The sequence below is a fragment of the Tenacibaculum sp. L6 genome (assembly GCF_028823685.1).
Taxonomy (GTDB): Bacteria; Bacteroidota; Bacteroidia; order Flavobacteriales; family Flavobacteriaceae; genus Polaribacter.
The window spans coordinates 1-13,383 of sequence record NZ_JAPEHZ010000059.1 but is presented as its reverse complement, the minus strand read 5'-3'; the positions used below and the strand labels follow the sequence as shown (position 1 = coordinate 13,383).

10 protein-coding genes and 1 other RNA gene are annotated in these 13,383 nt (G+C 32.8%); 5 read left to right on the top strand and 6 right to left on the bottom strand.

Annotated features, from left to right (window positions below):
- Nucleotides 1–220: 220 nt before the first annotated feature.
- Both OU788_RS10025 and OU788_RS10020 read left to right on the top strand, forming a co-directional pair.
- On the top strand, nt 221–2,965 hold the full coding sequence (locus OU788_RS10025) for a TonB-dependent receptor (protein WP_274635051.1): 2,745 nt from the start codon (nt 221–223) through the stop codon (nt 2,963–2,965).
- A 2-nt stretch (nt 2,966–2,967) separates the two neighbouring features.
- Complete coding sequence (locus tag OU788_RS10020) at nt 2,968–4,032, top strand: phytase (protein ID WP_274635050.1); 1,065 nt, start codon at nt 2,968–2,970, stop codon at nt 4,030–4,032.
- A gap of 39 nt (nt 4,033–4,071) precedes the next feature.
- On the opposite strand, the gene OU788_RS10015 is transcribed toward OU788_RS10020, so the two are convergent.
- From OU788_RS10015 to OU788_RS10005, 3 genes are all read right to left on the bottom strand, one after another.
- Complete coding sequence (locus OU788_RS10015) at nt 4,072–4,599, bottom strand: DUF4136 domain-containing protein (RefSeq protein WP_274635049.1); 528 nt, start codon at nt 4,597–4,599, stop codon at nt 4,072–4,074.
- A 101-nt stretch (nt 4,600–4,700) separates the two neighbouring features.
- Nucleotides 4,701–6,185, bottom strand: coding sequence for a S8 family peptidase (locus OU788_RS10010; RefSeq protein ID WP_274635048.1), 1,485 nt, complete (start codon nt 6,183–6,185; stop codon nt 4,701–4,703).
- A 178-nt stretch (nt 6,186–6,363) separates the two neighbouring features.
- Nucleotides 6,364–7,362: a M28 family peptidase gene (locus OU788_RS10005; RefSeq protein WP_274635047.1), complete on the bottom strand. Its 999-nt coding sequence runs from the start codon at nt 7,360–7,362 to the stop codon at nt 6,364–6,366.
- Between the two features lie 104 nt (nt 7,363–7,466).
- On the opposite strand from OU788_RS10005, the gene OU788_RS10000 reads away from it, so the two are divergent.
- Nucleotides 7,467–8,417: a transglutaminase domain-containing protein gene (locus OU788_RS10000; protein ID WP_274635046.1), complete on the top strand. Its 951-nt coding sequence runs from the start codon at nt 7,467–7,469 to the stop codon at nt 8,415–8,417.
- Here the strand turns inward: OU788_RS10000 and OU788_RS09995 are convergent, their stop codons facing one another.
- From OU788_RS09995 to OU788_RS09985, 3 genes are read right to left on the bottom strand one after another with little or no spacing between them, the layout of a single operon-like run.
- Nucleotides 8,418–8,786: a DUF1801 domain-containing protein gene (locus tag OU788_RS09995; protein ID WP_274635045.1), complete on the bottom strand. Its 369-nt coding sequence runs from the start codon at nt 8,784–8,786 to the stop codon at nt 8,418–8,420.
- Between the two features lie 9 nt (nt 8,787–8,795).
- A complete protein-coding gene (locus OU788_RS09990) occupies nt 8,796–9,017 on the bottom strand; it encodes a DUF3820 family protein (RefSeq protein ID WP_274635044.1) in 222 nt (73 codons plus the stop codon).
- 47 nt (nt 9,018–9,064) lie between these two features.
- On the bottom strand, nt 9,065–10,273 hold the full coding sequence (locus tag OU788_RS09985) for an NAD(P)-dependent oxidoreductase (protein WP_274635043.1): 1,209 nt from the start codon (nt 10,271–10,273) through the stop codon (nt 9,065–9,067).
- A gap of 255 nt (nt 10,274–10,528) precedes the next feature.
- Here OU788_RS09985 and ssrA point away from each other — a divergent pair.
- Nucleotides 10,529–10,924: a transfer-messenger RNA gene (ssrA, locus tag OU788_RS09980) on the top strand.
- 283 nt (nt 10,925–11,207) lie between these two features.
- Nucleotides 11,208–13,349 carry a S46 family peptidase gene (locus OU788_RS09975; protein ID WP_274635042.1) on the top strand — a complete coding sequence of 714 codons (2,142 nt, stop codon included), beginning with the start codon at nt 11,208–11,210 and terminating at the stop codon, nt 13,347–13,349.
- Nucleotides 13,350–13,383 lie beyond the last annotated feature (34 nt).

Below are 13,383 nucleotides of genomic sequence, written 5' to 3'. Positions count from 1 at the left end.
GCTTTTTTGTTTTAAAACTTCTAAAGTTAAATATCAAGTGTTTTTAAAAGGTAATTTTTACATTAAATAAAGAATACTTAAACATTATAAAAACCTCAACTAATTAACATACAATCAACCTTATGTATAAGTTTTAATAATTTTTTACTAACAAATTTGAAATCTGGTTACTAGTTATCATAAATAATTTCGCCGTGGATAATTCACTAAAGATTTCAAAATGAAAAAATTAATTTTAATTACTATTTGCTTTGTAAGTATTTTAGGATACTCACAAAACAAATCTGGTTTAAAAGGGAGAGTTTTAGACGAAACCAATCAACCTTTACCAGGAGCTACGATTAGCATTCCTTCTTTACAAGTTGGATTTTCTACCGACTTTAATGGAAACTACGAACTTTTAAATATCCCTGTAGGAAATTATGAAGTTCAAATATCATTCTTAGGTTATCAGACCTTAACAGAAACCATTATACTTACAAACAACATTCAATCTAAAAACTTTTCTCTAACACCTAAAATAGATAGATTGGATGAAGTTGTTATTAAAGGAAGTATTGGAAAAGGGCAAGCCAAGGCTTTAAATCAACAAAAAAACAAAGAAAATATTATCAATATTATTTCTGCCGATCAAGTAGGTAAATTTCCTGATGCCAACATTGGTGATGCCTTAAAACGTGTTCCTGGTATATCAATGCAAAACGATCAAGGAGAAGCAAGAGATATTATTATTCGCGGTTTAGCACCTCAATTGAATTCAGTAACCTTAAACGGAGATAGAATTCCTTCTGCCGAAGGCGACAACCGTAGAGTTCAAATGGATTTAATTCCGTCAGATATGATTCAAACCATTGAGGTTAACAAAGCAGTAACTCCAGATATGGAAGGAGATGCTATTGGTGGTTCGGTAAATTTAATTACACGCTCTGCTCCTACTACGTTTAGAGCTTTCGTTGCAGGTTCATACGGACAAAACCCAGTAAGAAACACGCCAAACTACAACGTTTCAGCATTGGTTGCAGACAGAGTTTCTGATAATAAACTAGGTTATGTTATCAATGCTTCATACAACTCTAACGATTACGGTTCAGATAACGTTGAGTTTGAATGGAAAAACGAAGATGATAATATTTATATTGGTGAACACGATATTAGACGCTACGATGTAAAAAGAAACAGAATGAGTGTTGCTGCAAACCTTGATTGGACGCCAGACAATAACAATACCCTTTTCTTAAAATCAATGTACAACCAACGAAACGATTATGAAAATCGTTACCGAGTTCGTTTTAGAAAAATTGATGTACCTAATGCTGCAGGAATTTCAGAAGCTGAAGTTCGTCGTCAAACCAAAGGAGGAATCAACAACAACACCAACGATAACACGCGTTTAGAGCGTCAAAGCACTTACAATATTTCTGTTGGTGGTGAACATATTTTTGGAAACATCAAATTAAACTGGAAAACAGGAACTGCTAAAGCGAAAGAAGAGCGTCCGAACGAGCGTTATATCAGTTTTGAAAACGATGCTATTGAAGTGATGCAAGATTTTTCTCGCACGAACTTTCCTGTGTTAAGGCCAACCAATAACGATTTTAACGATCCATCAACTTTTGATTACAACGAGGTAACTGAGCAAAAAGGATTCACACAAGAGCGTAAAATAAGTTCTAATCTTGATCTTTTAATTCCTATTAACACTACGGGAATCTATAAAAACTCTTTAAAATTTGGATTCAAACACAAATACAAAGAAAAGGTAAGAGACAATGATTTTTATGAATTCGATTTAGAAGATCAATTCCCTACAATGAACACTACCACTACCAAAGATTATACTGTAAACGGTTATTTAGCTGGTGATGATTACAAATCTGGATTCTTTACTACACCTAAATTTTTAGGAAGCTTACAATTAACAGATGGTGAATTAGTATTGGACGAGTTTGTTCCTGAAAACTATAATGCTAATGAAAGCATTTATGCAGCATACGGAATGTTACAACAAAACTTAGGAGATAAATTTTCTTTTATCGCTGGGGTAAGAGTTGAAAAAACTACCATCGATTATAATGGTTTTGATATTGATGTAGAAACTGCGGAAGATTTAAGCGACGTTATAAACACATCTGGAAGTAATAACTATACTAACTGGTTACCAAACTTACAAGCTAAGTACAACTTTAATAAAAACACAATTGTAAGAGCTGCTTGGACCAACACAATTGCACGACCAAATTATTTTGATTTAGTGCCTTACAGAAACATTAACAGTGATGATTTAGAGGCTGAATATGGAAACCCAAATCTAAATCCAACCGAAGCAATGAACTTCGATTTAATGTTTGAGCATTATTTTAACAATGTAGGAATTGTATCTGCAGGAGCATTTTATAAAGACTTAGATAAATTTATCTATAACTCTTTTACCCAAGAACAAATTACTGTTAATGGTGCTACAGAAATTTACGATGTAACTAGACCTTTTAACGGAGGTACTGCCGAAATATATGGTTTTGAAGTTGCCTTACAACGTAAATTAAATTTCTTACCAGGTTTCTTACGTAACTTAACAATCTACGGAAACTACACCTATACAGACTCTAAAACCGACGGAATTTCAGGAAGAGAAGATGGTTTACCTTTAGCAGGAGCAGTTAAAAACATGTTTAACGGATCGTTAGCGTATGAGAGTTCAAAACTATCAGTAAGAGCATCTTTAAACTTTGCTGATGATTATATTTTTGAATATGGTGATGATAGCTTTACCGATGTTTATTATGATGATCAATTATTTATTGATGTAAACGCATCGTACAGTATTACTAAAAACTTACAGATTTTTGCTGAAGCTAAAAACTTAACCAATCAAGAACTACGTTTTTACCAAGGAGCTAAACACCAAACAAAACAAGCAGAATTTTATAACTATAACTGGAATGCTGGTTTAAAATACAATTTTTAAGAATGAATAATTTATATAAAATAACACTTACTTGCCTTATTTTAAGCGCTTGTAAAGTTGAAAAAATAGTACATCAAAACCCGCAAGCAAAACCAGTGGTAGCTTTAGTTGCTGATGCTGAAACAGAGCCTGTCACTTCTTTTGACGACGCTGCTGATGATCCGTGTGTATGGGTAAATCCTGTTGATGTTACAAAATCAACTATTATCGGAACCAATAAGAAAGAAGGATTAGAAGTATATAATTTAGAAGGAAAACGTTTGTACACCTACAAAATAGGACGTGTAAATAATGTAGATATCCGCGATGGGTTTTCACTAAACGGAAAAGAAGTTTCAGTAGTTACTGCCAGTAATAGAACCTACAATACTATTTCTATATTGATTGTAAAGCCTACAGGTGAACTAGAAGATGCTGCTGCAAGAAAAATAACTTCTAACTTAAAAGAAGTATACGGTTTAGGGATGTACAAGAGCCCTAAAACTAACAAATTTTATGTTTTTATGGTTGGTAAAAAAGGCGGTGTTGAGCAATGGGAATTGTTTGAAAACAATGCTAAGATTGACGCAAAACTTGTGCGTGAATTTTCCTTAGGAAGCCAAGGCGAAGGTATTGTTGCCGATGATGTACACGCCAAAGTATATATTGGTGAAGAAAACAAAGCTTTATGGAAGTATGATGCTGAACCAAATGCTGAAAACAATCGTGTAAAGGTTATCAGCACTAAAGATTTAAATATGAAAGATGATTTTGAAGGAGTTACCATTTACGATGCTGGAAACGGAAAAGGTTACATCATTTTATCTTCACAAGGAAATAATAGCTATGCTGTTTTTGATAGAATTAGCAATCAATACCTAGGAAGTTTTTCTTTAAAAGACGGTGCTATTGATGGAACGTATGATACTGATGGTATAGATGTCACTTCAGTAAACTTTGGCCCAAAATATCCTAAAGGATTTTTTATCGCACAAGACGGAGCGAACACTCAAGGAAAAGACAGCTTACATCAAAACTTTAAACTAATTGATTGGCAAGAGATTGCTAAAAACCTAAATTTAAATTAGCGGATTAAGCTGTTTCTGTAAATAATGTAAGCCTCTAAGTTAATTAGAGGCTTTTTTTGGTGGGTAATTACTCAATATTTTCTGTATTAATTTTTGATAATACGCTCTTCTTTCTTCAGGTGAGGTTTTCTCATTTAACTCACTATTTGCTATCCCTTGCCATATCAATTTATTATTTTCACTTTCAACAAAATCTATTGTTAATTGTTGATTGATTTTTCTACTTTCAATTGGAATTCCTCCTGAAATTCCAAATCCTACATTTCTTCCTCCACTACCAATTCCTATTCCTATTCTGTTTCTATTTACTGATGCCTGTTCATTAGACATTATGTTTATGTACAAATCTGGAGTTTCTGCCAATTGCATTTCTTTTGCCTCCAAGCCAGCTGTTAACTCATGCACTACCCTTTTTACATCTAATTCATTTAAACCTTTACCAGCATCTTCAAAAAAATTGAACGTTTTGTAGTTATTAAAATTAACTTGACTATCATAATCGTACACTACTTTAGAAGATGCACACCCTATAAAAACCAGTAAAAAAAGGTATTGATAATATTTCATAAATGATGTTTTTAAGTTTAACCTAACAAGAATTGTACCTTATAAAAATACAAAAAAACCCTCGTACAAACGAGGCTTTTCATAGGTTAGCTAGTTGATTTTTATTGAACTGCTTTTAAAGCATCAATATTTCCATATCCAAACTCTGAATGTTTATTTGGATAAAAATCAGCGGATTCTTTCATTTTTTGTAAAACTTGTTCTCGTGACCAAGAAGGATTTTTAGCCCATACCAATGCCGCAATACCTGCTGTAGTAGCAGTTGCTACAGATGAACCTCCTACATAATTTGCTTGTCCATCATAATAACTTAATACAGGAATTTTATTATCCGTTCCGTTAGTTCGCTGCATTTGTACCGTAAAATCTATTTGTGATCCCGTATGACATACATCACACTTACTATATTGTCCTTCTTTAACACCTGTTACCGCAACAGTTTCAGACATACTTGCAGGAAAAATTACTCCATACCAAGTAGTAAACGAAGTAGACGTTCCTCCTGCAGCTAAAATCATCTTTCCTTTGCTATGTGCATACTTTACTGCATCCGATACATTACCTATACTAAACGGAGAACCTAATGACATAGAAATAACTTTTACATCACTTCTATTTGCCAATGCTGTTAATGCTTCAACAACACCTCTTTTTTCATGGTAATCGTCAATTACTACATTTTCAACAGCTCTATATGTTACTAAGTTTGCGTTATAAGCAACACCTACAGGTAAATTATCATTATTTCTTGGAGCTGTAGCTACTGCTGCCATTTTTGTTCCATGACCACACTTGTCATTTACTCCGTCATAATTATTAGACCAAGCCCACCAAGAATCTACAAAGGTTCCATATTTCTGAACTGTTCTTCCTGATGAATATCCATCGTTAAAATATTGATTCATCCATTTTTGCTCTGGTGATAAACCAGAATCAACCACCGCTACAGTTACACCAGAACCTGTACTGTAATTCCAAGCTTGTGAAATATTGTGCGCATCAAAAGACCATGGTAATCTAGCTCCTGGTGCTACTGTACGATAATCACTCGTATTTAAATTTGCAGTACCATAACCACATCCTGAAGAACCTGATGAACTTGACTTAGCTTGTGCAGTAGACTCTAAAAAACTATAACCTCCCGGTTCTATATAACGAACTCTACTATCTTTTAACAAAGCACTAATGGTTTCTTTATTAGTTACTTTAATATCGATATAATTAATGTTTTCATCTACATACAATTCAGAACTACCTTTTGCTGAAGTTGGTTCATTACTTTTTACGAATGCAATTAAATCATCTTTAATATTCTCTGTTGCTTCACTTTTTGCAAAATTATTTTTGGATGTACCATACCCAATGGTTAAAATATTTTCACCATGATTTATCGCACTCCAAATTGTATGTGCATCTTGCAACATCCAATTAAAATCTCCTGTTTCTTGTAAAGAAGTATTAATAATTGCGTTAATTTCTTTTTTGGTAAGTATGTCTTGTTCTTTTTCTGTTTCTAATGTTTCATCATTATTAGAACATGAGATCATAGTTAAAACAACCGTTAGGCTTAAAAGTGTTTTTTTCATTTTCTGAAGGGGTTAAAGATTAAATTTATTTTTTTCGAATATACTAAAATTTTAATATAATTTTAACACTTAATACAATTAAAGGTTGCAATAATTAACATTATCTTAAAACTTATATATAGAAAGCCAATAAAAAAGGAGCCTATAGCTCCTTCTTTACTTTAAGTTTTCAATATGTTTACTCCATAACTACCCTAGTTGGCGTATCTTTTCCTTCTATAATACTTTGCGTTCCTCTAGCCACTGCTTTAACTGTTTCTGTTAATACAGTCATGTTTAACGTTTCTGCTTCATCAGTTACCTTATGGTAATCAGCATCTACATCTATAGGTGTTGTTGAGAATGTATGAGATGGTACTCCTAAACGAGCCAATGAAGCATTATCTGACCTTAAAAATAATTGAAATTTTGGATACGGATCAGGAAACAACTGATAACCTGAACCTATTAAGTTCTTTTGAATAATTTTTCCGAAATCAGATTTATCAAAGCCTGTTAACCATGCTGTTTTTGGTCCTGTTTTTGGTTCCTTTCCTATTAATTCTAAATTAATTCCAGCTACAAACTTATCGGCATCAATTCCTTTTCCGAAGTACTCAGAACCCACTAGGCCCATTTCTTCAGCAGTAAAACATACAAATAAAATGCTGCGTTCATTTATTTCATTTTTTGCAAAATATTCTGCCAATGCTAACACGCCGGTTACTCCTGAAGCATCATCGTTTGCTCCGTTAAAAATACGATCACCTTCTCCATCTTCTTTCATTCCTAAATGATCGTGATGTGCAGATACTATAACAAACTCATCTTTTTTAGATTTACCTTCTAATAAACCTATAATATTACTCATTTTAATACCCTTGTATTCAAAATTTTGACGATATGTAGTTAGTGTATCGAAAGTTTTTAAACCAATTCTTTTGTATTCATTTTCTATATACTGAGTTGCTTTTTCCATTCCCTCAGTTCCTGGTTTTCTTCCTTCCATTTCATCTGACGCAAGTGTATATAAGTGTTTTCTTACTAAAACAGAATCAATTATCTCTTCTTTGTTCTCTTTTTTCTTAGCCACCTCAACAGTATTGACAGCTAGTTCGTTACTATTTTTTTTAGTTTGCTTGCACGATACTAAAACTGCTACACTTACAAATGCTAATGGATATAAAATTTTTTTCATTCTTTATTTATTTAAAAGCCTAAATATAACCAATTTAATTCCGTTTCTTAAATTGCTAATTTTAGAGGCACAATTTTTGTTCAATACCTTTGTTTATCTGATATATGAAACACCTTTTTTTCTTTTTCTTTTTATTGAATTTGACTGTAAACGCACAAGATTTTTCTTTGGTTGAAAGGAAGTTAACTAACTACCCGAAACTAACAACTGTTGAAAATTTAGCGAAGAGAATAGCTGATGATTTTCATTCGGAAGAATTACAAGTGAAAGCCGCCTTTTATTGGCTTTCTCACAATATCAAATATGATTTAGAAGGATATTACAATCCGAGGCAAAAAAGAATTTCTTTCAAATATAAAAACGAACAAGAAAAATTAGAAAAGCTTCAAGCCTTAAAAGATGAAATTGTAAACGAAACCTTGTCAAATCGAAAAGCACTTTGCGAAGGTTATGCGCAAACTCTAGCTAAAATCTGTTCCTTATTACAAATAGAAAATGAAGTTATTAAAGGGTATATTAGAAACTCATCAAACGATATAGCCAATCCTAAAAGCAATTCTAATCACGCTTGGAACGCTGTTAAATTGAATAATAATTGGATTTATATTGATGCTACTTGGGCTGCAGGTATGGTTAACAATGGTAGCTGGCAACAACTATTTAACTCGTATTACTACAATATACCTAAAGAACAGTATTTTAAAACACATTACCCTGAAAACAAACTTTGGCAATTAAGAGTTGGTAGAATGGAAAAGGATGATTTTTACAATCAACCAATTTATAGTTCAGCTTTTTTGCAATCTGATCTACAATTGATTTCTCCTAAAAAGGGAATCTTAAATGGTTCTACTCCCATAGAAATTAAACTTAAAAATTTAAGAGAAAATCAAACTATATTTTTAGGTTATAGTGGATATCGTTATGCCGTAACGCCAGATAAAGTAGTAACTAAGAATAACATTACTACCATAACAACATTACCACCAAAAAATAGCAAACAGGTATATTTAATTATTGATAAAGAGGTGATGCTTGAGTTTTTGATTCAATAATTATTTCTTCCAAAAGCCTTTATGATTGTACTTAGCTACTTCTTCAACTACTTGAAGAAAAATTTCTTCATCAATATCTTCAACAGAAGTATAACGAAGTGATTTCACAACAGTTCTACCTTCAGATACTAAATACTCATCAAAATCTTGTAAAATACCTTTCGCCCAAAAACCTACATCTACAAACCCTTTTTTATGAGAGGCATTTAAATAACAAAGTTGATGTCCGTTTACATAATACACAGGCATTTTCCACTTGTATTTTAGCTCTACATCAGTACAATTATTCTCTATCAACAGTTGTAAATGCAATAAAATAGACTTGAAAGGTTCTGGTTGTTTGAGTATATGTTCTTCTGCTGGTTTCATGTTCTAAATTTAAGAAACTCGACGGATTTTCCTCAAAATATCTTCCAATCCATTTAATTTAAGCTCGTAAACTAATTCTAACATAGTACCAAGCTTTCCTTGAGGGAATCCCTTGTTTTTATACCAAACAATATAATATTCAGGAATATCTATTAAGTAGGTTCCTTTGTACTTTCCAAAAGGCATTTTCATATTGGCCGTATCAATTAAAAATTGTTTATCTGGTATCATCTTAAATAAAAAATCCCGCCTCCCGCCGAAGCGGGAGTTATTAAGTGTTATTCTTTTCCGTCTACGTAATCCTGCAAATATGCATAACGTTCGGTTAATTTACCAGTATTTGTTGTCATTTTTGATCGAGCTAAAATTCCGTCTTTGTCATTGTTATAAAATGCTGGAATTACATGTGCTAAAAACATATTTCCAAAACCTTCACTTGCATCTTTAGGCAACTCACATGGCAAATTATCTACGGCCATTACTGTGATAGCTTTTTCGTCTTTAAAATCAATTTCTGATTCTGTTTCTGGGTTATATCCATAAATAGGGTCAGCAATTGTTGACGCACGAAGTGTTGTCGCTACTGGTCCATCAATATCGCAAGAAACATCCGCTACATACTTTATTCTAAACTCAGAATTTTTAGCATCTTCACGAGTAAATAAATACGGTGCTCCATCACCATAAAAATGACCCGCTATAAAGAAATCAGTTTGTTTTGCATAGGGCATAAAGTTACTTTCATAACCAGACGGATCTTTGTAAAACTCAAACTTATCTCCTACTTTACCATCTTTTCGTTTTGCATACTCCATAACATCAGCTATACAATATACTGGTTCGGTAAACTCTGAAGTTAAATACAGCGCATCACTTACTTGTTTAATTTGCAAGTGATCAAGAATTTCTTGAGCTCCATGAGCCACTTTTCCTGTTCCTGTTAATAAAATTTTAATGTTTGGTAAGGTAATTTTGTCTAACTCCGATTTTACAGCATCTAAATCTGGTAAGGTTTCAACTTTAGGTAAATTAAACAATCCTTCACGCAAACCTAATGCTCTAAATCCGTTGTAAGCTCCTACCAAACCAGCATAACGCCCAAAACCAATTAGACGTGCTCCGTTTTCTTGCACAATGGTTTCATGATCAAACATTTCGATATTCTTTTCTAGTATCGCTTTTAACAACTTACGGTTGTATGGTTGCTTTTTAATAGTATGACTAAAGAAAAAGTATTTTTTATTCGGAATCAACTCGTCTACCGGAACCTCTTTTACGCCTAATAACACATCACAATCAGAAACATCATTAGTTACTTCGAACCCTGCATTTTTGTAGGCTTCATCAGAAAAAACTCGAATATCAGAACTTTCTACCACTATTTCAGCTTGTGGAAACTGTTTTTTAAACTCTTGTAATTTTTCAGGAGAAAATACGACTCTTCTATCTGGTGGGTTTTTGCGTTCTTTTATGATTCCGAATTTCATTCTTTACCTGTGTTAAAATTAAACAATTTCTAGCATAATGTTATATCTTATAACAATTACGGCGAAAATACTCGTTTTTAAATGATTGTACAAATCATATTTTTTTATATTTGCGTCCGCTTATTTTTGCTTTAGGGATTGAACGGCATGTTTGAGCTCTCCCGATTTTTCGGGAAGCGAGTAGTGAAAGCCCGCTCGAACGCCCTAAAAATTGGTATATTTTTTGCGCTAGATAAGTACATTCTTTGATATATTGGGGACGACTGGTTTTGACAGCAAGACGAGTGAAAATGTAAGCATACCGAGGAGTGAAATGATAACTCGCTAAACTTATTTCAAACATTTAAACGGCGAAGATAACTACGCTTTAGCTGCTTAATCTGAATTTATAGTAAGATAAAGCCTCGGCGCACTAGGTGCGCAAGCTGAATGTCCACGAAAAGCCTTGGTTTACGGCGTTTCATTTATGGGCATCGTAAAAGTAGACATAGAAAACTTAGTGCTTCGATGGGTTTTCGAAATTAAAGAAGCTAAGTTAAAATTGGGCTGTTTTTGGTCAGGTTTTAATCGAAAATTAATCAAAAACTAAGTATGTAGAAAGCCTTTGAGCTGCTTGTTTGGACCCGAGTTCGATTCTCGGCGTCTCCACTATTAACCCTTATAAGCCTAGTGTTTGTAAGGGTTTTTATTTTTAATTCAAAAAAGCTCATCTCTAACTATCAATACTGTTAAAATTATTCTAAAATAACTTAGATATTCCTTCATTTTTTAACGTTTCCCCTTCTTACACTAAATGAATTATTGAGTATTTTTACAAGTTGATTGTTTAATTAGTGAAGCTCTGAAATAGACGTCTTAATCTTATTAAGTTTTTAAAAGACGATATTCTAACTAAAACAAAATCAACCTAATTTTTTATTATTCAAATTATATTATGAAAAAAACAAGCCTTTTTTTAATCGCTTTTTTAATCTTACTACCTACTTCATTGTTTGCCAATGAAGGGATGTGGTTTTTAATGCATATTAAACGTTTAAACGAACGTGATATGCAAAAAATGGGACTTCAGTTAACTGCCGAAGAAATTTACAGCATTAACAACCAAAGCCTTAAAGATGCTATTGTTCAATTTAACGGTGGTTGTACTGCTAGTATTATTTCTGATAACGGATTAGTACTTACAAACCATCACTGTGGTTATGATGCTATTGCTGAATTATCTTCAGAAGAACAAAATCACCTTAAAAACGGATATTGGGCTAAAACATTAAAAGATGAGCTTAAACCCGAAAGTCTTTTTGTAAGATTCTTTGTAAGAATGGATGACGTTTCAGAACGTATTTTATCTAAAGTAAACGATTCTATGACAGAAAAAGAACGTGAAGCTACTATTAACAGAGAAATTGCAAAAATAGAACAAGAAAACAACGAAGGTGGTAAATACACTGTTTCTGTACGTTCTTTTTTCCAAGGAAATGAATATTACTATTTTGTATACGAAGATTATAAAGACGTACGATTAGTCGGTACACCTTCTGATAAAGTTGGTAAATATGGTGGAGATACTGATAACTGGGAATGGCCACGTCACACAGGAGATTTTTCTTTATTTAGAGTATATGCTGATGCAGAAGGAAATCCTGCTGAGTACTCTGAAAACAACGTACCATTGAAAGCAAAATATCACTTACCTGTTAACATTAAAGGGGTAAAAGAGAATGATTTTGCTATGATTTTAGGATATCCTGGTAGAACAAACCGTTGGATGCCTGCAGAAGGAATCGAGCAAAACGTAAACTACGCATATCCTGCTTGGGTGGAAGGTTCTAAACTTAGTATGGATGTGATGAAGAAATACATGGATGAAGATGCATCTATCAACTTAATGTATGCTTCTCAATATGCTAGAATTGCCAACTACTGGAAAAACAGACAAGGTATGATTGACGCTTTAACAGCTCATAAAACTGCCGAAACTAAACGTAAAGTTGAAAAGAAATTTGACAAATGGGCTAACAACAAATCAAATAAAGCTACTTACGGAGATGTTGTTACTAACATCAACAATTACTACAGCTTAACCAACAATAAAGCAAAGCACGACAACTACTTAATGTTATTATTGCGTTCTAGTAAATTTGCTGTTTTACCATATCAAATTGGTAAAGGATTTGAGTCTTATATCGATGCTAACGAAGCTGCTCGTAAGAATTTAATGCCTCGATTGAATGCTTTTATTGAAAGTAGCTACACAAACTACCACTTACCTTTAGAAAAAGAAATTTTAGCAGAACAACTAAAGCTATATTCAGCTAAAGCAAATTACGAATTACCAGAGATTGTAGCTAAAATTGCAAAGGGTGGTGATATTAATGATTACATCAATTCTATTTTCGAATTAAGTATTTTTACGTCTAAAGAACGTGCAACAGCTTTCTTAAAATACCCAAATAAAGAATTATTAGCTAACGATCCGTTATATATTTTATCATCTCAATTATTAGGTAAATATAGAGAACAACCTGAAAACTTAGTACAACCATTAAACGATTACCAAAAATCATTTAGATTATTAGTAGATGGTTTACGTAAGTCTGGTTTAAGCAACATTAAATATCCAGATGCGAACTCTACTTTACGTTTATCTTACGGAAAAGTAAGAGCTTTACCTAAAGATCCTAGAAACGATGCTAGTATTAACAACTACACAACGTTAAAAGGAATGGTTAAAAAATACAAGCCAAACGATAGTGAGTTTGATTTATCTAAAGACATGTTAAATATCTATGAGAAAAAAGACTACGGAAGATATGCTAACAGTAAAGGCGAATTACCTGTAAACTTTTTATCTGACAACGATATTACAGGAGGAAATTCTGGTTCACCAGTTTTAAACGGAAAAGGTGAATTAATCGGTTTAGCATTTGATGGTAACATCGAAGCGATGGCTGGTGATGTTATTTTCGACTCTAACTTACAACGTACAATCAACGTAGATATCAGATACGTACTTTGGTTAATCGATAAGTATGCTGGTGCTAAACGTATCGTAGACGAATTAACTGTTATAGAATAATCTAAATCATTAGTAAACAATACCAAAAAACGCA